The 23,003-nt window shown below is 66.8% G+C and carries 19 protein-coding genes and 1 pseudogene; 10 read left to right on the forward strand and 10 right to left on the reverse strand.

The features are described from left to right. Positions 1-529 precede the first annotated feature (529 nt). From E0H73_RS42700 to E0H73_RS42710, 3 genes are all read left to right on the forward strand, one after another. Positions 530-1,774 carry a lipid II:glycine glycyltransferase FemX gene (locus E0H73_RS42700; RefSeq protein WP_238164636.1) on the forward strand — a complete coding sequence of 415 codons (1,245 nt, stop codon included), beginning with the start codon at positions 530-532 and terminating at the stop codon, positions 1,772-1,774. 272 nt (positions 1,775-2,046) lie between these two features. Then, positions 2,047-2,340, forward strand: a complete 294-nt coding sequence (locus E0H73_RS42705) for a transposase (RefSeq protein ID WP_131366550.1) — start codon at positions 2,047-2,049, stop codon at positions 2,338-2,340. Positions 2,341-2,382: 42 nt separating this feature from the next. Beyond that, positions 2,383-2,715 (forward strand): IS3 family transposase, encoded by a 333-nt coding sequence (locus E0H73_RS42710; protein ID WP_131366552.1) that lies wholly within the window; start codon positions 2,383-2,385, stop codon positions 2,713-2,715. A 162-nt stretch (positions 2,716-2,877) separates the two neighbouring features. Here the strand turns inward: E0H73_RS42710 and E0H73_RS48170 are convergent, their stop codons facing one another. Then, positions 2,878-3,009, reverse strand: a complete 132-nt coding sequence (locus tag E0H73_RS48170; protein ID WP_272949199.1) for a hypothetical protein — start codon at positions 3,007-3,009, stop codon at positions 2,878-2,880. Between E0H73_RS48170 and E0H73_RS48565 the strand changes: the two genes are divergently transcribed. The 4 genes from E0H73_RS48565 (at position 2,992) to E0H73_RS46845 (ending at position 5,677) form a co-directional block, all read left to right on the forward strand. Continuing rightward, positions 2,992-3,252 (forward strand): integrase core domain-containing protein, encoded by a 261-nt coding sequence (locus tag E0H73_RS48565; protein ID WP_131366601.1) that lies wholly within the window; start codon positions 2,992-2,994, stop codon positions 3,250-3,252. The genes E0H73_RS48170 and E0H73_RS48565 overlap by 18 nt on opposite strands. Positions 3,253-4,684: 1,432 nt before the next feature. Continuing rightward, positions 4,685-4,879, forward strand: coding sequence for a hypothetical protein (locus tag E0H73_RS46835; RefSeq protein WP_202867873.1), 195 nt, complete (start codon positions 4,685-4,687; stop codon positions 4,877-4,879). Further along, positions 4,876-5,073: a helix-turn-helix domain-containing protein gene (locus tag E0H73_RS48570; RefSeq protein WP_202867874.1), complete on the forward strand. Its 198-nt coding sequence runs from the start codon at positions 4,876-4,878 to the stop codon at positions 5,071-5,073. Before E0H73_RS46835 ends, E0H73_RS48570 begins: the two co-directional genes overlap by 4 nt. Before the next feature lie 73 nt (positions 5,074-5,146). Next, a complete protein-coding gene (locus E0H73_RS46845; protein WP_202867875.1) occupies positions 5,147-5,677 on the forward strand; it encodes an IS30 family transposase in 531 nt (176 codons plus the stop codon). A 67-nt stretch (positions 5,678-5,744) separates the two neighbouring features. Here E0H73_RS46845 and E0H73_RS42725 read toward each other — a convergent pair whose 3' ends face one another. The 7 genes from E0H73_RS42725 to E0H73_RS42755 all read right to left on the reverse strand — a co-directional run bounded on the left by E0H73_RS42725 (position 5,745) and on the right by E0H73_RS42755 (position 20,380). Next, positions 5,745-6,092 carry a hypothetical protein gene (locus E0H73_RS42725; RefSeq protein WP_131366554.1) on the reverse strand — a complete coding sequence of 116 codons (348 nt, stop codon included), beginning with the start codon at positions 6,090-6,092 and terminating at the stop codon, positions 5,745-5,747. A gap of 516 nt (positions 6,093-6,608) precedes the next feature. Then, positions 6,609-8,237, reverse strand: a complete 1,629-nt coding sequence (locus tag E0H73_RS42730) for a glycoside hydrolase domain-containing protein (protein ID WP_131366556.1) — start codon at positions 8,235-8,237, stop codon at positions 6,609-6,611. Further along, on the reverse strand, positions 8,234-9,796 hold the full coding sequence (locus E0H73_RS42735) for a peptidoglycan-binding domain-containing protein (protein ID WP_131366558.1): 1,563 nt from the start codon (positions 9,794-9,796) through the stop codon (positions 8,234-8,236). The genes E0H73_RS42730 and E0H73_RS42735 overlap by 4 nt, the downstream gene beginning before the upstream one ends. Beyond that, entirely contained in the window at positions 9,793-10,674 is an 882-nt protein-coding gene (locus E0H73_RS42740) for a peptidoglycan-binding domain-containing protein (protein WP_131366560.1), read from the reverse strand. The genes E0H73_RS42735 and E0H73_RS42740 overlap by 4 nt, the downstream gene beginning before the upstream one ends. Before the next feature lie 74 nt (positions 10,675-10,748). Continuing rightward, positions 10,749-16,865 (reverse strand): RHS repeat-associated core domain-containing protein, encoded by a 6,117-nt coding sequence (locus E0H73_RS42745; protein WP_131366562.1) that lies wholly within the window; start codon positions 16,863-16,865, stop codon positions 10,749-10,751. A gap of 123 nt (positions 16,866-16,988) precedes the next feature. Further along, entirely contained in the window at positions 16,989-19,826 is a 2,838-nt protein-coding gene (locus tag E0H73_RS42750; protein WP_131366564.1) for an AfsR/SARP family transcriptional regulator, read from the reverse strand. A gap of 107 nt (positions 19,827-19,933) precedes the next feature. Continuing rightward, entirely contained in the window at positions 19,934-20,380 is a 447-nt protein-coding gene (locus E0H73_RS42755) for a S8/S53 family peptidase (protein ID WP_238164637.1), read from the reverse strand. Positions 20,381-20,667: 287 nt separating this feature from the next. Here E0H73_RS42755 and E0H73_RS46345 point away from each other — a divergent pair, with 287 nt between their 5' ends. The 3 genes from E0H73_RS46345 (at position 20,668) to E0H73_RS46350 (ending at position 21,618) form a co-directional block, all read left to right on the forward strand. Beyond that, the gene (locus tag E0H73_RS46345) at positions 20,668-20,826 is read left to right on the forward strand and encodes a hypothetical protein (RefSeq protein ID WP_165556122.1); all 159 of its coding nucleotides are present in this window, start codon (positions 20,668-20,670) and stop codon (positions 20,824-20,826) included. Then, positions 20,823-20,957: a hypothetical protein gene (locus E0H73_RS48175; protein WP_272949200.1), complete on the forward strand. Its 135-nt coding sequence runs from the start codon at positions 20,823-20,825 to the stop codon at positions 20,955-20,957. Before E0H73_RS46345 ends, E0H73_RS48175 begins: the two co-directional genes overlap by 4 nt. 91 nt (positions 20,958-21,048) lie before the next feature. Further along, positions 21,049-21,618 (forward strand): hypothetical protein, encoded by a 570-nt coding sequence (locus tag E0H73_RS46350; protein ID WP_165556120.1) that lies wholly within the window; start codon positions 21,049-21,051, stop codon positions 21,616-21,618. A gap of 60 nt (positions 21,619-21,678) precedes the next feature. Here E0H73_RS46350 and E0H73_RS42760 read toward each other — a convergent pair. After that, positions 21,679-21,835 (reverse strand): annotated as a pseudogene (locus E0H73_RS42760) (ANTAR domain-containing protein); the annotation flags it as partial. A gap of 43 nt (positions 21,836-21,878) precedes the next feature. Then, positions 21,879-22,973 (reverse strand): GDSL-type esterase/lipase family protein, encoded by a 1,095-nt coding sequence (locus E0H73_RS42765; RefSeq protein WP_131366567.1) that lies wholly within the window; start codon positions 22,971-22,973, stop codon positions 21,879-21,881. Positions 22,974-23,003: the final 30 nt, after the last annotated feature.

The following is a 23,003-nucleotide window of genomic DNA, read 5'->3' on the forward strand; positions in this document are numbered from 1 at the left end:
CACCACCTGCGACGAGATCGCGAGCCGACTCCACCTCAGCCACGACCGGATCGACAACCTCCTGCTGGCAATGCTCCACGGAGTCATCCGACTCCAGGAGGGCTGAACAACTGCCGGACTTGTTCTTCGACATCACCACCCTTGAGCATCTCGAGTACCTCGAGCAGGGCAGACTGGTCCAGAGCCATCGTGTGAAGTGTCCTTTCGCGAGAACCATTGGCGTGGTCTCGCTGACCTTCACACGGTGGCCTCCTCACACGTGGTCACCCACGCCGAGCAGGGCCCCGACTTACACCACCCCACGGGATGCAACCCGGCGCTGTGACAAAACGTCGGGTCATTAGCGTCTTGAGGATAGACCGGGTGTGTACCTCGCGGAACCTTCGCCTGGACCATCTGCGTCCTCACGGGTAAGGAACGCCGCTCACTGTCCGCCGTTCGATGCCGGCCATGTCAGCTCATCGTGGACATGGCCCAGCATGTCTGGAGGTGCTTTGTGCTGACGTTGTGCTCGACTAGTCAACTCCCGTTGACGATCAGCCAGGTCGAACCAATGGAGTATCGAGCCGCCGCCGACCTTTATGGCGGAAGAAGTTTCCTGCAGGTCCCGTCCTGGTCCGCGGTCAAGGCAGCGTGGACGTCTGAGCTTTTGGCTTGGCGAGACGGTGAGAACCGAGTCGTTGGAACATCGCTCGTACTGTTTCGCCGGCTACCAGGCTTCTCCCGATGGTTTGCCTACCTCCCGGACGGGCCAGACATCGACTGGACCGACCCGAACCTGGATCGCTGGCTCGATCCGCTACTCGACTATCTTGAAAGGAACGGCGTTTTCGCGGTCCGGATGGGTCCACCGGCCTCTTATCGGCGTTGGCAGGCCGCGACCTTGAAAGCGGCGGCCGGTCCTGGCCGGCGAGTCGACCACATCCTGCCTGACGTCGTGGAGCCAATCGGGTCTGCGGTAGCCGATCGGCTGCGTGCGGTTGGATGGCGCCGCTGCGGTGAGGGAGGTTCGGCTGGCGACGCGCAGCCGCGATTCCTCTTCCAGGTGCCGCTTGAGAAGCAGACCGCAGACGCTCTGCGAAACAGGCTCGGCAAGGACTGGAAACGCAACATTCTCAAGGCAACCAAGTCGGGGGTTGAGATCCGGCGCGGAACCTGGAACGACCTGCCCACCTTCTACGAACTCTTGAAACAAACTGAACGACGCAACGGCTTCGAACTCGGCCGGTCCTTGGCCTACTACCAGCGTGAGTACCGCGAACTGAACAGTGAGATGCCCGGAACGATGCGTTTGTACCTGTCGACCTGCGATGACGAGGTATTGGCTGCCCACACGATGATCGTGGTAGGTCGCCGTGCTTGGTACCAGACAGGCGGCTCGGCCGACCATCGCCGCGACGTCAGGCCGAGCCATATCCTCCAATGGTCGATGATCAGGGAAGCGAAAGAGCTCGGCGCTGAGCTGTATGACATGCTTGGCGTCTCCGGCTGCCTAGACCCCGAAGATCGCGCGTTCGGACTTCTGCGGTGGAAACTCGGGACTGGGGGCGAGTTGGTGGAGACAGTCGGCGAATGGGAGCGAGTGCTGCCCGGGCCGATCAACGCCGTACTCCATCGTGCCATGGTCAGCTACCGCAATCGACGCGTCCGGAAAGGCATAGGCCACCGTGAGCAAGCTGATCCAGCGCCCGGGCGACACGCTGGTCGTCAGATGGCTCTGATGATGGAACGGCGGCGCTCGGGGTTGCAGATCCATCCACAAAGAGCGCCCTGAAGATGGTCATCGGGTGAGGCTGGCGGCGCGGAAGCGGGCGGGGCAGTCTTCGGGTCCGCGGAAGGTGTCCGTCGAGGTCACCTCTCTTTGCTGTCGGTGACGTCCTCGGAATGCTGGGCAATGTAGAGATCGGTTCTGGTTGGTCAGGTTCGTTGCCGAAGAGCGCCACGACCGAGCTGGCGCCAGGACCATCCCGTGCGGAGCAGACGCCAGGGTGCACGTTGTGGGTTTCCCCTCGTAACGTGGAGACATCGCCCTAGAAGGTGAGGGTGATGGCTGAGGTACGAAGGAAGTTTGATCAGGAGTTCCGGGAGGGCGCGGTCCGGATTGTCCGGGAGACCGGCAGGCCGATCGCGCAGGTTGCGCGCGAGTTGGGGGTGAACGCGGGCACGTGGGCGAACTGGGTGGCCAGGGACAAGCGGGCTCACGATGGTGACAGGGTGTTGAGTGAGGATGAGCGGGCCGAGCTGGCTAGGTTGCGGCGGGAGAACGCGGAGCTGGCAATGGAGCGTGATGTGCTCAAGCGCTCGGTGGCCCTCTGGGTCAAGGACGCGATGGGCCGGTGACCGTGGCCGCGTTGATCGCCACCCAAAGGGAGCAAGTACCGGGTGCCGCACGCGTTCAGTTACCGGACGCTGGGAGTCTGCCAGGCGTGGTTCTACAAATGGCGCCAGGTGACCAAGTACGGCGACGACTCGCCCCGGCATGCCCGTCGCGAACAGCTGAACATTGAGATCCGGCGACTCTTCGCCAGGCACTGTGGCACCTATGGCTCGCCGCGGATCACCGCCGATTTGCGCGATGAGGGCTGGCGGGTCAGCAAGAACACTGTTGCTGCTGTGCTCCGCGAGCTCGGTCTGCAGGCCCGGCGCAGACGCCGCCGCAAACAGACCACCCGCCAGACAGCGGCAGCCGGGGCACGTGGCGGGCGCCAGATCTGATCCGGCGCGATTTCCCTGCCGGCACGGTGAATCGGAAGTGGTACGGAGATCGGACCGAGATCAACACCGACGAGCGCAAGCTCTACCTCGACAGTGTGCTCGACATGGCGTCTCGGCGCATCGTCGGTTCGCCGTCGCGGAGCACCACAACGCCGAACTTGCCTACAACGCGCTGGTGATGGCGGTCGCGGTCCGCGGCGGCAAGGACGCGATCACCGGCGTCATCATGCACACCGACCAGGGCAGCGAGTACACCGCCGGCACCGTCCGGGCCGCCTGCACCCGGCTCAGCATCACCCAGTCCATTGGCCCGGCCCGGCTCGGCACTGGACAACGCCGTCATCGAATCGTGGCACTGCACGCTCGAGTTCGAACTGGGCAGCCTCGCACTTCACCACCAAGACCGTATCTCGTGCCCGGGTCGCGGCCTGGATCGAGGAATACAACCACGACCGGCGCCACACCGCGCTCGGGACGCGCTCCCCGATCGACTACGAACTGACCCTCCACGTCACAGATCAAGAGCAAGCGGCATGAACGAACCAACTCTCGCACGGCTGAGTCTGACCTCGTCCTCGTCGACATCAAAGGCCGAGCCCCAGCGGGGCGCCCTCCAGCCAGCCGGGACCCCGACTCCGGACGAGCACGCCAGGCCGCCAGCAGAGGCCGGCCGCACAACCGAAACAACAAACCGAACCCCTACGGTTTCAGGGGATTGCCGACAATGCCCCTAACCGAAGATGTCAAGGGACGTTTTGAGTGTAGCCACGACGTCTTCGACACGTCCTTCCAGGCGGCCCGTGCGTCGTCCCGACGATTCGTACAATCCTTGGTCGACAAGCCTAAAGGAGGTGGGCAGCGATGAGGCGCCGACTGGGGTCCGCCTAGGGCCTAGTGCATGGATGAGGATCGCAAGCCCAACAGGCAGCTGCGGAACGCGCGCGGTGAGATGTCGCAGGCCCGGCTGGCGGTGTTGGTGATCGCGGCGATTCTGCGAGGGACTGGTCGTCCAGGTGCGATCACTGCGAAGTCGGAGTCGGACTGGGAACGTGGTTGGTATTCCTGGCCGATCGCTCCGGTGCGGGATGCGTTGCGCGAGGTGCCCGGAGTATCGGAGACGGCGATCTCGGGTTCGAGAATCGGCGAGCTCGCGCGCCGGAGCACGGCGGCATGGCGGAGGTCGGTGCATCCGTCGCCTTACTCGATCTGCTGCGAGCGGAGGCGATGCCGGCCGCCGGAGTAATCGATGTTCCAGGTGGGCGATCGTTCCACGGAGCTGGCCTGGCGGCGGTGGTTGACCGTCGGTTCCTTTGATGGCGGCGTCGTACGCGAGCTATCCGCAGGTTTGCTGGCGAGACTCAAGCGTCCACATCGCCGAACGATGCTGCTGACGCCGACGCTCAGTGAGGACGGGCAGGTCGTCCACGTTGCGGATGGGGAGGAGTTCGCGGGTGCCGCCGTACGGCGCACTGATGTTCATCGCCTACCAAGATGCGTACCGGCTGGACAAACCTGACAATCGGTGTGTTGTGGGCGGTCGCGAACACGGACTCTGCGATCTTGGCCGATGACAGTGCCCTCGCACGCCTGCCAGCGATCGCTGGCGCACTATGACGAGACCTCGAAGCCGGCGGCGACGCTCAGCGAGGTGCCGAGTCTGAACGGCGTCTCGAGCAAGTGGCTCGGATCGGAGTTCCGTACTCGGCACATCATCATCCGTCATCTGCCGAGGCTCAGCGCCGATCCGTTCTTCTGGAGCTGTGAGCAACGGGGCGAGGAGGCGTCGGCTTGGCTGCTGTGGACACACAAGCTCAACGATCTGCAGGTGGTTTCTACTGACGGTTGCAATACTTCGTCCTGGATTGGGAGGTTGTGTTGTCGTCTCGTCGTGTGAAGAAGGGTCCTGGCCGGCGTCCGTTGTCGTCGGCGCGGCAGCGGTCGTGGAATTGCGGCTCGTGGATGGAGCATCATGGCCGCGGCCCGCGAGGTCGGTGTCTCGAGAACGACCGGCGCCAACTGGTCGCGCGGATACAAGACCTACCGCAACGGGGAAGTGGTCGGCTTCGTCGCTCCACTTGACCGGCTGGCCGTGCGCCAGATCAGCCCACGGTTCCTGTCCGAGGAGGAGCGGATCGAGATCGCGGACCGCGCCGGACCAGCTTGAGTATCCGTGCGATCGCGGAGAAGCTGGGTCGCTCGCCGTCGACGATCTCGCGGGAGCTGCGCCGCAATGCCCATGCCAGTGGTGGCTATCGCCCATTCGAGGCGCACCGGCAGGCGACCGCCCGCAGGGCTCGCCCGCATCGGCGGCGCCTCGACACCCACCCAGAGCTGCGCGACCGGTGGCCGACCTGCTAACCCAGCGGTGGAGCCCACAACAGATCAACCGGCGTCTGCGGCTGCATCGCCCTGACGAGCCGCTGATGCGGCTGTGTCACGAGACCATCTACCAGCCTGGAGCCAAGCTGCTGCGGCCATCTCGCGTGGCGCCGCACCATCGTTCGCCGCTGCGCACCGGCCGGGATCAGCGGCGCGCGCACCAGAGGACCGAGCGTCGCCGAGCCCGCTTCGAGCGGCCCATGCTCCCATTCACCAGCGACCGTTCGCGCCACAGGACCGGTCCGAGGCCGGCCATTGGGAGGGCGATCTCGTCATCGGCATGGAGCAGGCCTCGGCGATCGGAACCCTGGTCGAGCGCACGACCAGGACGATCCGGCTGCTACGCCTACCGCGACGGAACAGCGACCACCTGCACGCCGCGCTGAAGGACCGCATGGGCGACCTGCCGCCGGCGCTGCTGCGCTCGATCACCTGGGATCAGGGGACCGAGATGGCCCGCCACACAACGATCGCCGTACCCTTGGTGTGCGATCTATTCTGCGACTCGCCTTTGCCGAGGCAGCGGGGTTCGAACGAGAACACGAACGGGCCAGCTCTACTCACCTCTTTGCCCATGCCATGACGGCGCGGGCCTGCCGAAGGCCGAGAATGGCCATCCGCCCGCGCCACCACCTGATCGTGACTGTGCGTCACATCACATCGCTTCGCGTCCTTGCCACTTCCCCCGCCCGAACGATCCCGCCGGCGTCGAGCAGCGAACCCTCACCCCGGTTTGGAGGCATGACATCGCGAAGCCGCCCCTGCAGGTCGGATCCCGGTGAAGCATCTCCACCAAGGTCATCGAGACCGACAAGAAGGGCAAGCCCGTCAAGCACCGGTCGCAGGCCAGGTACCGCGATCACGACGACCAGGTCCGCAACGTAACCGCGATCGGCCACACCAAGACAGCGGCCGAGCAGGCCCTGCTGAAGAAGCTTCAAGAGCGTGCAAGGACCAGCCGATCCGGCGAGCTCACCGCCATGCACAAGATCGGGCACCTACTCGACCTCACCCGCCAAGCCGCCAGCATCCGTCTCGACACCCCCTCTTCCCGACGGCTTCCGCGACCCCACCAACGTCCCCGTGCCCTCCGCGCAGCCCTCTCCCCCGTCGGCAGCACCGCCGGCCGCGACCTCGGCCTCACCCTCAGGACGATCCGTCGCGAAGCCCACCTCACCCGCAACAGACCGCCGCAGCCCTCAACTGGCCCCAAACCAGAATCGAACTCATCGAACCGGCCGCAGCACAATCCCGACAGATCGCAACTCGCGCCCGACCGCACATCGACGACGAACGTCCACGCTTCGACGCGACGCCCGAGCGGAGCAGCGAGCTCGCCGACCGTTTCCTTGCCGACTTGGACAACGGTGATCTCGACGGCTTGGTCGACATGCTGGCGGAGGACGTGGTCATGTACGGCGACGGTGGTGGCCGCGGTCGCTCGTTGCCGGAACATCCAATGCGCCGTCTGCTCCGCCCCTGGCCGCGAAACGGATCTCCGGCCGTTCCCGGGGCTACGCGACGAGATACAGCCAGGTTGTGGTGCCCACGGTTCCGGTCCTCGGAAGGGCAGAGCGAGCTTGGAAGGCTTCCACGTTGGTGGTCGTGGCCGGGCCGAAGTCCCCGTCGACATCGGTGCGGATGCCATGGGCGGTCAATTGGCTCTGGACGGCCTTGACCGCACTGCCGGTGCTGCCTTGCTGGACCGGGACGACCAACTGCTCCCAGGTCGCTGCTCCGACTCGGCCATCCACAGGCAGACCGTGAGCGGACTGGAACGCCTTGACCGCGGCAAGAGTTGCGGGGCCGAAGTCACCGTCGACGGCCAGGCCGGCCGCCTGCCGGTGATTCAGCAGGTACTGGACGGTCTTGACCCGCTCTCCGATGCTGCCTGCGACAACGACCGGCCAGCTGGGCGTCGGTGGCGGGGTCACGTCGCCTGCGACCTGTACGTCGAGGTAGTCGCCGTCCATCTCGAGCGTGTAGCCGCCATGGGTCTCGCTGACGCCACCGTGGTACTGGTGAGCTCGCTGGTGATCGGCCCAGTGGGTGGGGTCGATGTAGCTGGTGTCGGTGTTCTTCGCATTGTTGTAGCTCGCGAACCAGACCACATCGGGTGAGGTCGGCCCGTACGTGGCGTTGAGATCGCGGACGGCGCTGAGGAGGCTGCCGTACACACCGGACTTGTAGCCCTTGGCATGCAATTCCGCGGTCCAGGCGGAGAGGTAGTTCAGCACGTTGGTCGTGTACGTCGCGCTGTACGCCTCCATGTCGTTGTACAACACGCTGCCCGGCGGGATCCCCAGTGCGGCCGCTGCGTTGACGGCGTCGTCTGCCTCGGCAGACCCCTTGGCGGCGGCAGTGGTCCCCAGGCCGGACGCCTGAGTCCCCACGTAGATCGGCAGGAAGTGCCAGCCGCGACCGGCCTGCTCGGTCAGCCAGGCGGGAGTCAAGTTCGGCTGAGCCGAGCAGTACCGGTGGCTGCCACCGAAGTAGATGCCGATCGCACGGTACGCGGTGGTTGCCGTCCACGCTGCCATCAGAGCCGACGACGGTGCGTTGCATGCGTCGAAGCCGTCGCCGGTGTAGTTGGTGTCCGTCGCCGCGATCGATGCGGTAGCCACTCGCGGAGCAGCCGGCATCGCAGCGGCGCGCGCCGAGCCATCCAGCCGCGCGGAGCGCAGTACACCGGCCAGCGTGTCGAAGTCCGAGCCGTATGTCGCGCTCACCACGACACCCGCAGCCGGTACGGCGAAGCGCACCTCCTGATCGACGGACCGACTCAGGTGCTGCGGTGCCGCCTGCGTCGAGACCAGGACATCTGACGCCACGGCCGATGCGTCGAGCGGTTGGATGACCACGCTCTCGGTCCGGCCGACCGCATGGGCCGGACACTGCTGGTCGCGGCCTGGCGCGCCGAGGTACACGGCGTGCAGGTCGCCACGCACGCACGTGGTCGGCCGCTCGGCCAGGTCGATGACCTGCCAGTTCGCCGGAACTGTCAGGTGATAGCCACGATAGTCCACGTCCCGGGTCGCGGGTGCGGCATCGGCCGGCGCGGTGACCGCCCCGAGCACCACGACGGTGGCCGCGAGTCCCGCCGTACGGAAAGCCATGTTGTTGCCTTTCACAATCAATGTCACAGGAGGAGGGTCTTCCAGGTGTCCGCATCGACCATGCCGGTCGCAGGCAGCCCGTTGGCCGCCTCGAAGGCCTGCACCTTGGTCCCGGTGGTTTGGTCAAACGCGCCAGTCACCGCGACGGCGAACCCGTGTGCGGTCAGCTCGGCCTGAAGGGCCCGCACCGCGTTGCCGATGTCACCCGGGCGAAGACTCGGTACCAGCGCTCGCCAGGTCACTGCGTTGACGACGCCGTCAGCCGTGATCCCGTGTCCGGCCTGGAACGACTTCACCGCCGCGGTCGTGAGCGGTCCGAAGTCACCGTCGATTTCGAGTCCCGCGTCGAGCAGGTACTGGACGGTCTTCACCCGGTTGCCGGTGTTGCCCTGCTTCACGGTTGGCCAGCCGAGCAGGCCGACGTCCATCGCGTACACGACCCGGTTCCCGGGCACCTCGCTGAGGGACCACAACGCGTTCGTGGCGGGCCAGTACGACAGATCTTCGGGATGGGCCTGCAGCGTGTTGAGGAAAGCGGTCGGACTCTCTCCACGCGTGAAGGTGTACAGCGAGCCGTACGACGAGGAACTGGTGGTGTAGCTGGTCGAGGCGAAGAACCGGCCACGGACCGAGGCCGAACCCTGCATATGCGTGATGCCCGTCTCGTAGGCCTCGGTGGCCGTTCCCCCGAGCTCGAAGGTCGCCGGATTCGCGCTGAACCGGACCACTCGGTGGGTGCCGCTCGTGGCCGTGTTGTACTCGCAGACCACCACGCTGTCCGACGGACCAGTCCGGTCCAGCGAGACGGCGGAGTAACGCAGTGCTGGGTAGCCGGTGGTCGATGACGTGTAACGGAAGGCCTCCGGGAGCACGTACTTGTAGCTGTACGCCTGATAGGTACCGTCGGACTGCAGCCCCATCGCGGTCCGGTTCGAGTCGACCCGCCACAGGTGATCAAGGTCGAAGACCCGGAACCCACCCCACGTGTCGGCGACGTACAGGTTGTGGCCATACCAGGTGATACCGCCCGAGTGCAGCGAGATCTTCGCGCCGGTGTCGGCGTCGACCGTCGTCTCCGCCCGGAAGTCCGGGTTCCCGCCCGAGTTCGTGTACGGCTCGACCAAGAGGACGACGCGGTACTGCGGAGCACTCGGGTTCGAGTAGTCGACGAACGCGATCCGCGCACCCCGCTCGGTGCCGCCGCCGTTCCAGTACCAGCTGGCCAGGATCGCCTTCCGGTTCTGGTAGCTGCCCGACGGATCGGCGTCGGCGCTGGTCGTGATGCCCTGCGGATACCAGTCGGACGTGTGCTCGTCGTCGGTCCCCGAGGCCGAGGACCAGCAGAACGACGCGACCCTGCCGGACGCGTGCGAACCACACAACGGCGCAGCCCGGTTGGCGTCGTCGATCACCTGCGGGACCATGGCCTTCGGCAACTTCTCGTCCAGCGCCGCGATCGTCGGGTTGTACGCAGTCTTGTGCAGCTGGAAGTTCGATGCGGTCAGGTCCGTCGGTGCGGCTGTGGCCGGCGTGGTGGCGATGAGGGCCGCCGCGACCAGAGTCGCGGCGGCCAGCAACTGCTTCATCGCGCGACCGGGCTCGCGTAGCCGACGATGGCGGAGTACGAACGGCTGACCGTCTTCTGCAGCAGCGCGTCGTCGTTCCCGGTGGCCGGGTTCGAGGTGTTGCCGGAGATGTAGGTGACCGAACTGCTCGTCGACGACACTACCAGGCCGACATGCCCGTAGCTGAACACGATCGCGTCACCCGGTTGCGGACTGCCCGTGTGCCACGTGCCGAAGTTCTGGCCGTACGTCGTGAAGCTGCTGTAGTACGAGGTGACGTAGGTCGTCTTGGCGCCGGCCTGCTTCCACACCCACTTGCCGAAGTCGGCGCACCAGGCCTGGGTCTTCCAGCCGTTCGAACAGTGCGCTCCGGTACCGCTCAGGCCGAGCGCGGTCGTGTAGTAGTTGCAGTTGTAGCCGCCGATCTCGCGATTGTGCGCCGAGTTGGCCGCCTCTTGCTGCGCGATCTGCACGATCGCCGCCGCGAGTTCGCCGGGCGGTGGTGGCGTGCAGTCCTTGACCCGGGTGACGCCCATCGCGGTCATCGTGGCCGCGTCGGCCTGCCCGGTCTGGGCCAGGCTGTGCGCTCCCTGCCAGGTCTTGATCGCAGCCTGCGTCGCCGGTCCGAACTCCCCGTCCGGATCGGCGCCGACGACCTGCTGCACCTTCGTCACCTGCGCGTCGAGTTCGTCCGTTGTCATCGGCCCGACCACGCCGTCGGGATCCAGACACCGATCGGTCTGGAACGCCTTCACCGCCGCGCTCGTCTTCGGCCCAGTCACCCCGTCGACATCCCCGAACGACAGATACGCCATCCCCGCCAGATCCCACTGCACCTGCGAGGTGGTCACCGCAGCCGCGGGCTGTACCCCCGCGACCAGGAACCCGACCGCTACCATCCCAACCACCAACAAACTCCGAATCCTCACAATGTTCCTTTCGACAAGGGCTCGCTTGTTTTGCAACGTCGCGGTCACCACGCGCGTTGGATGAGGCTGCCGATCGTCCCGGTGGTCGATCCAATTCCTGCCGCGAGGTCCGATGCCGAGAAGGCGACATGAATCCCCCACGCCCTCGACTGAAGCGTGAGCGCGTCGATCACGAACGCGTCGGTCGCAGGCTCACCGGTTGCCCGCAGGACCGCCCGGTCGGCTTTCGCAATTCCGACCAGCTCCTGCGCGGAGTCGAGCGCCTTCCCCGATCCGGCCGCCCCGAGGAACGCAGCCGCCTGGAAGCCCGAGTCGATCGAGTTCTTCCACTCGTGGTTCGCGATGTACACGCCCGCGTCGAACGAACTCACCACGGCACCTGCTCCGGCACAGTACTTCGAGAAGAACGAGCAGACGCCCAACGCCGCTTCGCCCGCCTTCCACCATGGGTTGTTGATCAGGCCCTTCAGGCGCTTGGCAACGCCCGGCTTCTTCGGTGCTATCGAGTAGTGGGAGCCGCAGTAGTCGTGGGCTGTGTCTACGTGGCAGCCAGGGTGCCAGATCTCGTAGCTGGCGTTGCCGTCGGCGCCGCAGTAGTTGTGGCCGGAGTCGATGTAGCAACCCGGATAGTGGCGTTTGGCCGGGCCTGCGCTGCGGTGGGAGGTCGAGTGGTGGGAGGAGCCGCGGGGTGCGTGGTAGTGGCGGGCTCGTTTGGCTTGGGACTTTTCCCAGTTCTTCATGCAGGAGCCCCAGCAGTCGGCCGGCTTCAGGCCGGTCGGGTCGCTGTAGGTGATGGGGTTGTCGGCTGCATACGAGTACGGGTTCGCGGCGTCCGGTTCGGCGTTGTTGTCCAGCGGGTCCGGTGACACGAACTTGGCGATCGTCGGGTCGTAGTACCGGGCTCCGAGCAGGTCGAGGCCGGTGGCCTTGTCCTGGACCTTGCCGAGGAAGCCGCGATCGGTGGGCAGTTGGTTGCCGGCACCGCGCGGGGCGCCGTTCGGAAGGTAGCGCTGACGGCTGACCGCACCAGCCGCGTTGATGGCGAGCTGAGCGGAGCCCTGCTGGTCCGCAGTGAGCCAGGTCAACCCGGCCGGCGTGCGCTGCGCGACCACGGCTCCACCGGAGTTGTAGTACCGCGTCGCCGTGGCCCCACCAGCGCCTGCGACCAGTTCGGTGCCGTCCAGGAACAACGTCGTGCTGCCGGATTCGCTGCGCAGCAAGCGGTCACCGTCGGCGCTGTAGACGAAGTTGGTCGTGCCAGTGCTCGTTGTGAGTGCGGTCAGCTGGTTCTGCGCGTCCCACGTCAACGTGGACGCGGTTCCATCGATCTTCCTGGTCTGAAGGTTGCCGTCGGCATCATAGGTGTAGGTGTTCGTCCCGACCGCACTGACCGCGTGCGGACGGACCGAGCCGGCACCCTGGGCCGGGTAGGTGTAGGTGGTGGTAGCCCCATTGCTACTGGCGGAGGTGATGTTGCCCGAGCCGTCGTAGGTGTAGGCCAGGTTGTACGGATCGGGGCCGCCTGTGTCGGCGGCGTTCGGGCAGCTAGTGGTTGTCGTGTACGCCGTGGTCAGCCGGTCGCGGCCGTCGTACCCGAAGCACTGTGACTGGTTGGCGACCCGGTCGGCGATGGTCTTGACGTTGCCGATCTGGTCGTAGGTGTAGCCGTCGTCCTGCACAGTGTTGCCGCTGACAACGGTCTTGATCCCAGACAACCTGTTGGTGGTCGTCTCGTAGCTGTACTGGCGTTGCACGCTGCTGCCGTAGTTGCGGGACGCCAGCTTCAGCGAGTCGGAGTACCCGGTCCCACTGACGTACGTCGCTGCGCCCGCGAGCGTGCTTGGCAGGCCGAGGCTGGTGTAGGCCTGCGTCACGGTTTCCTTGGGCAGACCGCCTGCCTCGGGGTAGGTGATCGAGGTCTGATGATCCGCCGCGTCGTACTGGTACGCGAAGTTGTACGCGCCGGCCAGCGAACTCGGCGCCGGGATCGTCACCGACCGCGCAGTCACCCGATAGCGGCTGTCGTAGCCGTTGACCGTGGCGGTGTACCCCTTGCCGTCGGCGGCGTACGACGTGGACGACGAGACCTGCCCCAGCGCCCGGGTGACGCCGTCATCCATCAGGGTGTTGTCGTAGGTCCACGCGGCCAGCTTCTTGCCGGTGTTGACGTCGCCCAGCCAACTGGATGTCTTGCGACCGAGGTCGTCGTACCCGATCGACACCTTCTGGGTCTTGGCGTCCGTGACCGACGCGACCTTGCCGGCGAGGTCGTACGCGGTCGTGCTCTTGCCGCTGTCAGGGTCGTCGGCGGTCAGTCGGTGCCCCAACCAGTCGTAGCTGTAGGTGCTGACGTTGCCGCTGGGGTCCGTGACGGTGGCCAGTTCGTGCGTCGGCGTGTAGGTGTACTTGGTGTCCTGGTGGCGGGTGCTGTCCAGGTAGTTCTGGACCAGGGTGTTCTTGTCGTGAACGTCGGTCCAGGTGACTGTCTGCCCACCGGTCGGCGGGACCTCGACAGTGTGGTCACCGTGGTAGCTGGTAGTGGTGCGCCAGAGCTCCGCACCGGCCGCCTTGGTGACGTCCGCGATCGGCTGCTCCTGGGCGTCGTAGCTGGTCGTGCTGTACTGCGGGATCGCGTTCTCGGCCGGGTTGAGCAGCCCTGATCCGGCGTCTGCGGAGTTGTAGAACGGCTGGGACTCCAGAGTGCTCAGCCCTCGGCTGTCATTCCGGGTGACGGTGACCGCCCGGCCGCCCTGGGGTGCAGGCGTCTGGCTCTCGACCGCACTGCCGAACCCGTCGTCGTACTCGTAGCTGGACAGCCACACCGCACTCGTACCGGTGCCGGACTGCAGTTGCCTGGAGGTGACCAAGGTCGGTCCGGTCGGGGCGGTGATTCCGGTGGCCGGAGTGACGTAGCTGAAGGTCGACGATGCCGTACCACCCGAGCGGGGCTCTGTCGGTCGCCATACTGCGGCGAGCCGGCCGAGTGCGTCGTAGTCGGACTCGGTGACCTTGCCATTGAGATCCTTCACCTTCACGGCTTGGCCGAACGCCGGGCTGAGCACCGTCACGGTCGACTGGTTCAGCGGGTTAGTGACGGTGACACCGTCGGTCGGGTAGCCGATGGCCGGGGCGTACGTGCTGGTACTGACCTTCCCCAGCGCATCGGTCTCGGTCTTCACCCGACCCTGGTCGTCGTAGGTGTGCTTGACCGTGCTCGCCGTGTTCGTGTCGGTGTACGACCGCACCTCGGTGGCGTTGCCGTCGTACGGCTTGTTGACGGCATCGTCGGTCGAGGCCGCACCGTCGTACAGCGTCACCTTCCGGGCGATCACCGCGCCGGTGCAGGTGCCCTGATGGGTCTCCGCGGTCTCCGGGTACTCGATCATCCAGCGCCAGTCGTCGGTGTTCCGCGCGTACGACGTCGTCGTGCAGGTGTCGTCGGAGGCGATCGCCGTGTCACCAAGATCAGACTCGATCGCCTCGAGGCCGTACGCGTCGTACGTGTGCTCGATGTCGGTCACCTGCCAGGTCCCGTCGTCCCGCCGGTCCCGGGTGTAGTGCTTCTGCTCCCGCACTTGGTAGGCGTTGTGCAGTCCCGGACCGTTGGCCGTGATGCCGGTGTCGGTGTAGATCCAGCGCTCGGACGACAGTTCGGTGTACTTGTCGTCGTCGCCGAGCCGGTAGTCCTGGGTCTGCAGCTTCTGCCCGGCGCGACGCTGGTAGTCGTAGAAGACGTTGTTGTCGTAGTCGGTCAGCGTCGTCCCCCGGGCGCTGCCGTCGGCTTTGATGTCCTCGTTCAGACCGCGGTAGTACGTCGTCGTCTTGACCGTCCGCTCGGCCTTGAGCCCCTCGCCCTTTGTCACCCGCACCTGCGGGTAGCCCCTCCAGTCACCCCAGGTCTTCTGCTCGCTGGGCGTGATCATGTCTTCGTCATGCGCCCAGGCGGCATTACCCAGGTACGCGTACGACGTGACCTGGTCCGGCTGTCCACCGACGTGGTCGATGTCGCGTACCTCGACCGCCGAGTACTTGTGGAAGATTCCGAACCCCGCAGCGGCCCCGTCGGGCTTGAACAGCTGCGGATAGCACTCGTCGTCGTTGGTGTCCCAGTGGCCGTCCTTGGTCTTGTACCAGGCGTCCCACCCGGTGGCACCCGAGCCGCCGACGAAGCAGCCGTGGCCCGTGGCATGGTCGTAGGTGACCTTGGTCTCGCCGCCGAACTCGTTGTGGATGTTCGTGACCCGGCGCATCGAGAGCGGCTTCACCCCCAGGCTCGCGTTCCAGTCCACCCGGTTGTTCAGGTTGTGCCCGTCGAAGTTCGTGACCGGCTCGCGGATCGTCCCGCCCTGCAGGCCGATCCGGCGGACGTAGTCGAGCCACAGGGCTGGCTGAGTCCCGTCGTCAGTGGCCGGGAACGCGTACTTGAACTGGTACTTCGTGACTGGGTCGTACCCCGTCCCCGCGGGGTTGCGGACGAACGCCGACACCGAGTCCAGCCAGTCGGTGACGAAGAACGTGGGTGAGTGCTTCGAGCAACCACTCGAACAGATCTGGTCCGTCGGCACGTCGGGGTACGACGACGGCGAGCTGGCGATGGTCGGGCAGTCCGCCGGCGGGTTCAGGTCCGGCTCGTCGATCGTCGTGCGCTGCTTGCAGCGGTTGTAGTGGGTGAACGACACGTACGCCGGCGGCTCCGCATCCGGAGTCTCCGTCTTGCCGTACTCGATCTTCGACAGATAGCCGCCGCGGATGTACGACAGGTCGTTGCCGGACGAGGTCCGCCGGTAGGTGTTGGTCTCGGTCGCGTAGTAGAGGACGGTCCAGTTCTCGTTCGGGTCGTGGATGTGGTCGAGGTTCCACCGGTAGGTCTGCTTGCACGACGCCAGGTCCGACTGGTGACAGGGCTCGCCGGAGTCATCGCTGACCACCGGCACGATCCAGTTCGAGTTCGTCTTGGCGTGGGTCGTGCGCTGCTTGTCCTCGCCGTACCCGAAGTAGTAGCGCGAACCGTCGAGCGTCGAGATGATCCAGTACTCGCCGTCGTTGTCGTCGTTCGGGCCGCCGGTGACGTGCTCGATCTTGTACGACTCGTCGTCGCGCATCCGGTACGAGCCGTCGGCCGCCTTGATCAGCTCGGTGGTGTGCCCGCCGAAGTTGATGATGTACTCCGCCGCGGCCGGATCACCGGAGTACGGCGACGACCAGCACAGGTCACCCCAGCCGACGTGCCCGTCCTCCGAGCAGGACTTGTAGACCCGCTGGATGTACGGCTCGCTGAGGTCCCAGCCCTGCCCGACCCACGAGGCCTGGTTGTTGCTCTTCGAGCTGCGGCCGTCGACCGAGCCGGAGTTGTAGTTCAGCGACAGGTCCGGCGCCTTGCCATACGGCGGTGCCGGCAGCTCGAGCGGGTACGAGTACGTGAACGCGCCGCCCGACTCACCGGCCATCCACTTGGCCGAGTCGCTCAGATCGGTGGCCCGGTAGTCACCGCTCTGCCCGGAGGCCATCGGCGTCACCGCGTAAACGACCGGGACACTCGAAGCAGCCACGGTCGCAGTCAACGTCTGTGTGGTGGCGTTGTTGCTGGTGACCACCGGCGTCCCACCGGCACATGCTGCGTTCTCCGGGTGATCGGCGCAGCTGCCAGGGACCTTCACGACCCGCAGGCGATCGGCGTACGAGCCGCCGTACGCGTCTGCGAAGCGCGAGTAGTTGACGGTCAGCTTGACCGACTCCGCCGCGCTCTGCCCGTCAGTACGCCGCAGTTCCAGCGCCATCGCGGTCCCGGTGCCGAAGTGCGACGCCGGATCGTGGCCCAGGCTGCGAGCGCGCACCTGCGCCGGGAGGGCCTTGCTGACAGCGGATGCCGCGCCGGTGCCGGCGATGGTCAGGGGCAGATCGCCCAGTTGCACCGGATGTCCGTCCGGCACCGAAACAGTCACGTCCGCGGCCTGCGGCCAGGTGGTCGTCGTACCTGCCGCTGCCGTCTTGTCGGGGTCGGGCGTGTGGGCCACCGCGGGTGCGCCACGGCCCGGAACCGATGGTTCCTTGACCACGGCCGCTGCCGGCGGGGCCGGTGGACCCGCCTGTGCCGGTAGGGCCGACAGTGTGCCGGCGACCAGCGCGGCACTGAGGAGCGAAAGCAGAGTTCTCGGCACCATCGAGGGTTCTCCTGGCAGACGTCGGGCGGAGCGGGCAGGACTCTTCCTCCCCGCTCGGGCAGCCTGACGCAGCGGTGTTGCCAAGATGTTGCCACGACCGTGCCACGCGGACTCGGGGCACTATCAGCTGTTGAGGCGGATGATCTCGGGGGTGTCGGGAACAGGCTGTCCGAGCAGCAGCTCGGCCTGCGCGGGACGCAGTACGTCGAGGTCGCGCAGGATGGTGATCGACTCGTGCCAGTGGACCCGGGCGCGGTCGTCGTCGCCGAGCGCGTGGTACGCCTGACCGATCCCCCACAGCTGCTCGGACTCGTTGTAGCGGTCGCCCCAGTCCCGGAACAGCGGCAGCGCGGCGCGGTGGCACTCGATGGCCCGTGACGGCTGCCTCGACCGGAGATAGGCCCACCCGAGGTTCGCCAGCGCCAAGGCCTCGCCGGTGCGGTCGCCGAGGTCGCGGTGCCTCGCGATGCTCTGCTGCCCACAGACGATCGCCTCGTCGCAGCAACCGGCCGACTGCAGCGCCAACCCGAGGTGGTTCAGCGCAGAGGCCTCCCCCGGCACGTGACCTATCCGGAGATTGATCGCCAGCCCTTCCCGCAGACAGGCAACGGCCTCGTCGAGCTGCCCGAGCTGCCGGTAGGTGATACCGAGCCCGGTCAAGCATCCCGCCTCGCCGATGTGATTGCCGGTCTCGCGCCAGAGCTCCAGTGCTCTCTTGGTATGCCGCACCGCCTCGGCGAGGCGACCGACCTGCCCGCAGAGCACACCGAGGTCTTCCAGCGTCTGTGCTTCACCTTCCTGATCTCCGCTGCGGCCTGCAGCGTCGGCGGCCAGCTCGTTGAGCGTGATCCGTTCGCGGGAGTGGCCGCGGTTCGCAAGTGGCCGGTACAGCGCATGCACCAGCCGGACTGCCTGATGCGGCGCATTACCGGGCAACTCCAGTGCTCGCCGTATGGTGGCGACCAGATCGGCCAGGTTGACCTCGGTCCACGCGATCGCCTCCGTCGGCGTCCGTAGCTCCCCCTGGCCGGCGACGAGGGTTCGTGCGACCCGGCGTGACTCGGTGGGATGCACCAGAAGCGTCGCCTGCGTCGCCCACGCGAGGTAGGACGCGAGCAGACGTCGTACTGCGGCGTGACGCGCCTGCTCGGATTCGTCGGTCTGCGCACGGTCGCGGGCGTAGGCCAGAACCAAGTCGTGCATACGGTAGCGGCCGGGTTCTAGCTCGTACAGCAGGTACTCGTCGAGCAATGCCTCCAAGTGCGCGTCCGCCTCAGCTACCGATCGTCCGGACAGGGCAGCGGCCGTCTGTGGTGTGAGCTGGTCGCCCGGGTTCAGTCCCAGCAGTCGGAAGACTCGTTGTCGCTGCGGCGGCAGAGCGTCGTACGACAGGTTGAACGACGCCTCCTGTGAGACATCGGCCGACAACCGCCGAGCCAGGTCGCCCAGTGTCCAGGTCGGGTGCCCGCGGAGGCGGCGCGCGCCGAGCGTGATGGCCATGGGCAGATGGCCACACAGACTCGCGATCCGCGCTGCATCGGCCTCGTGCCCGGCCACGCGTTCGGGGCCGGCGATCCGGGCCAGCAACGCGATCGCCTCGGCCCGTGTGAAAACGTCCAGCGGAATCGGTTGGACCCCGTCGAGTCCGGACAGCCGGCGGCGACTGGTGATCAGTACCAGGGAAGGTCCGCTCCCAGGCAGCAGCGGGCGTACCTGCTCCTCGGATGCGGCGTTGTCCAGCAGCACCAGAGACCGTCGACCGGCCAGGTGGCTGCGGTAGAGCGCGGCACGTGCTTCCAGGTCCTCAGGGACCTCCCAGCCCGGTACGCCGAGTTGGCGGAGAAAGCCACCGAGGACTGTCCCGGGATCGGCCGGCGTCCGTTGCGGATCGAAGCCGTGCAGGTTCGCCCACAACCGAACCTCGTCGAACCAGCCACGGCGTACCAGGTCGTGCGCGGCGTGGATCGCGAACCGGGTCTTGCCGACACCCGCCATCCCTTCGATCGCGCAGACCACCGGTTGGCTCCCCCGGCCCTGTGCGGCAGGCGCCGCCAGCGCGGTCAGCGTGGCCTGCTCGCCGTCCCGGCCGGTGAACTCGGGGATGTCCATCGGCACCTGCTGCGGCGGCTTGCTCGGCTGGACCGCGACCACAGGCCCGGCCGCAGCCGGGGCGAGGGTCGGATCGCAGGTAAGGATCTTCTGCTGCAACTTCTGCAGCTCCGGACCGGGGTCCAGGCCCAGCTCCCCCGTCAGACGGTCACGGGCCTTGGCCAGCACCTGCAGGGCGTCGGCCTGCCGCCCGGCCCGGTACAGGCCTAGCGCGAGGCGGGCCCAGAGGCTCTCGCGATACGGATGGTCGCCGATCAGCCGGTGGACCTCGGCCACGGCCTGCTCGTGGCGGCCGCAGTCGAGGTCGGCGTCGATCGCGAGTTCGGTCGCGACCAGCCGGAGTTCGTCGAGATCCGTCGCCAGCCGCCGGCGGAGCAGGTCGGAACTGGCGTCCGCCAGCGCCGGACCGCGCCACAAGCTCAAGGCCTCGCGGAGCAGCCGTCCTCTCGCCGTGACGTCGACCGTGTCCCGACCCTGCTGGACCAGCCTGCTGAAGCGGTTGACGTCAATCGCCGCCGGGTCCGTCGCGAGCAGATAGCCCCCACCCCGCGCCTCCAGCCGTACGCCGTACCGATCGCGTCCCGCAGGCAACAGGCACGAGCGCAATCTCGAGACGTGGCTGCGCAGGCTGGCTCTGGCGGAGTCGGACGGGCTGCCGTCCCAGAGTAGGTCGATCACCCGATCGGCGGACACCAACCGGTTCGCCTCCAAAAGGAGGACCGCCAGCAGGGCGCGCTCCCGGCGTCGGCCGAGTTGCAGCCGTTCGGCGCCGTGCCAGGCCTCGATCGGCCCGAGCAGTCCGAACCTCGCCGAGCCGAGTTCCGGCTCACCCTCCCGCGGCAATATCTTCACTGCCCGATCCTCACTTTCCGGCCCCAGCCCGGCCCGATCATCCGCCCCGGATCGAACCCCGCGCCGACAGTGTGCCGCGCCAGGGTGTCGTCCGGGACGCTCCGGAACTACGACGTACGGCCGGAACGCCTTGTGACACGGGCCGCTGTCCACTGGCCAACACCCCCGCGCCGGACAGCGATCGCGATGGCGGCCACAATGATGCCGAGGGCGGCCAGAAGCACGAACGCCATGACAGCAGCCGCGGAACCAACACCCGAAGAGGCGCCCACCTCCGGCACGCCGACGCAGGATCCCGGGAACAGTACGCCGTTCGAGGCGTTTCCCTCATTCTCCATGGACGCCAACCACCGACCCTTCTCGATGGCATGCACGACCGCTGCCTGCACGTTCGAAGAACAGCCGCCCGGGTACACCGCACCTTCGGAAATGTTGATGACCTGCGCCCCGCGATCCGCCGCATAGACGATGCCACTACTCAGTTGTTCGGCGTAGCGTCCGCGACGATGGTGAGGATCGGGGCCATCGGCCGCGACACCGTTGCGGCCATCCAACACTCACTTCGCGAGGCTGGCGATCGTCCGTCGGTCGCCGCCGACCTCTGTCCCCAAACGATCCGGGCATACGGTGCTGCGACCGTCCTCACGCTGCAAACCCAGCGCGCGACCTGGACCCGCCGGAACCTCCTCGCCGAAGCCGCACGCCAGACCCGCCTACTCCGCCTCGCATCCGCCGGCGAGCGATTCGCCGTAGTCCAATCCAAGCCCCTGTGCGTGTGGGTACCCAAGCCTGACTATCAACCTGCTCCAGGCCAGCAGACCGACGACTAGAGCGGGCATTGGTGCACCAAGTTCTGCAGCTTCGGGACTACGAGACGCTGGCGGACTTCGAGCGGAAGATGGGCTCGTGGGACGCGATGAACACGCGGCAGTCGAACATGATGCAGCGGACCGGCCTCGAGACACGGTTCTTCACCACACCACCTCCGGGGCGGGGTTGATCACGCGCGACCGCCTCGGGAAGCCACCCGACCCGGCACCGGTCGACACCGACGCGGCCTTCGAGGCGCTCGGCCTGGCCGTGCTGATCCTCATGCTCGACCCCGTCTCCGGCGCCCACTGGAGGATCTGATGGACCGGTTGGCCGAGCACTACGCCCGGCCGCGGCTGGAGCCGCACTGGACGCCGGGCTACGCCGCCGATGACGTCGAGGCGGTGTTCGGGTGACCACGACTGGCGGGGAGCCGAGATACAGCGGTGGGGAGCCGAAGTACAGCGCGCGAGGCGGCTGGGCGACGACCGCTCGCGTCGTACGCCACGACCACACTGCGATGACGGACATCGTGGTGACGAGGCTGGAACCGACTCCGCCGCCCGTGCTGGCCAACCCGCGGCGGCCCCACGGTGACCTGTCCACCGCCACAGTGGCTGAGATCGTCGCGATCGCAGAACCGATCTGGGCCACATCGAAGCACGTCCGGACCAACCTGCGCTGCGGCATCAAGGACCTGCTGGCCGAGCTGGAGAAGGCTCATCGACCCAGCGAAGACCCCGAAGACGTGTTCGCACGAGTCAAGGACCACCTGGACCAGGCGGCCTCGCTGATCTCGAGTGCGGGACCGGTGATGACTCCGGCCAGGCGAAGGACTGAACCGAGCGAGGTGCGAGTCCCGGCCGATCTGGCCGGACCGGTCGACGTCGCTCTGGCCAAGTCTGTCGACCAGGTCCCCGCGCCGAACGCGCTGCCGGGCGGATCGCGCTATGAGGTGAAGTGGGACGGCTACCTTCACTGAACCTGTCAAACGACTGGCTCTGGTGCCAGCGGGCGATTGGTAGAGCTGTTCTGGTTGGCGGGGCAGCTTGCGGGTGTCGATGAGTTCTTGGGCGACGTCGCGCAGTTTGCGGTTGTTGGCTTGTGAGTAGCGCTTGAGGATTGTGAAGGCCCGATCGCCGTCGAGGTCGAAGCGCTCCATGAGGGATGCCCATTGCTTGTCCGACTAGCTGCACTGCCCGCATCGAACCCAAACGTCGTCTGGTCGCGATCGTGCCGCTGTCAGGTCGTGGGGCCGCTTAGGTAGAGCGCGTCGATCTCGGCGTAGCAGTCGCCCTTGGTGAACCGTAGCGCGTTCGTCCCGGCGGTCAGTGCGACGTCGACGCCGACCATGGTCCAGTTCTCCCAGCCGAGGTTCTGATACCGCACTGTCGTCGCGGGACCGCCGTTCACCGACAGGTTGTGGCTGCACACGGTGGTCGTCCCGTTCCCGCCGCGGATCCTTATCCGGTGCTGGCCGACGGCGGTGGCGTGCACGGTGAACGTGACCGAGCTGTCCGGGAAGTCGATCTTGCCGACCTTGGTGCCACCGGATGAGCTGACGTTGTTGGCCAGCCGGACGGCGTTGACCAGAGTGGCGTTCGAGGTCTGCTCGGCCTCGTAGAGGGTGAGCGGGATCCCGGTCAGCGCGGTGTACCAGCGCGCCGCTGCCCGCGACGCCGCCCCGTAGCCCGGGTGGAACGGGTCGATCAGCTCGGACTGGATCAGGCTGCCTCCGGTGTCGACGGTGGTCACGTCGCGGCCGGCGGACGCCATCGACCCGACCAGCCCGGGGAGGATCGCGTTGAATGCCTGTACCCGGCGGTTGTGGGCGGCGTCGGCCAGGGGCGGCAGGCTGGTGACGATTACCTGTGTCTCCGGCGCGGTGGTGGTGATCCGGTCCAGCAAGGCCCTCATCCGACTCGGTGCGCCCGCGGTCGAGGCATCGGTGTACATGTCGTTGGTGCCGATCTGCAGCAGCACGATCTGTGGCTGGTAGGTGTTCAGCCAGCCGATCACGTTGTCGTGGATCTGCTGGATCGTCCATCCGCCGTGTCCCTCATGGTTCTTGTCCGGCAGCGCCGGACCACCGCTCGACACCGAGCCGACGAAGTCCACCTGCCAGCCGTCCGCGGCGAGCAACTGCCACAGATCCGTCCGGTACCCGCCGCGCGCGCTGTCGGCGCCGGCGGTGTTCGAGTCGCCGAGGGGCATGACCTGGACCGGTGCTGACTGCTGCCAGGGTGACTCGCCCTTCTCGGGGAAACTGCGCACGCCGGCGGGCAGCAGTGCAGCCGTCGCGATCAGGACGGTGAGTGCTCGGATGGCTTGGCGCATACCGACGAGCCTGACAGGGCCGGATCAGCC

Source organism: Kribbella pittospori, assembly GCF_004331465.1.
GTDB lineage: Bacteria > Actinomycetota > Actinomycetes > Propionibacteriales > Kribbellaceae > Kribbella > Kribbella pittospori.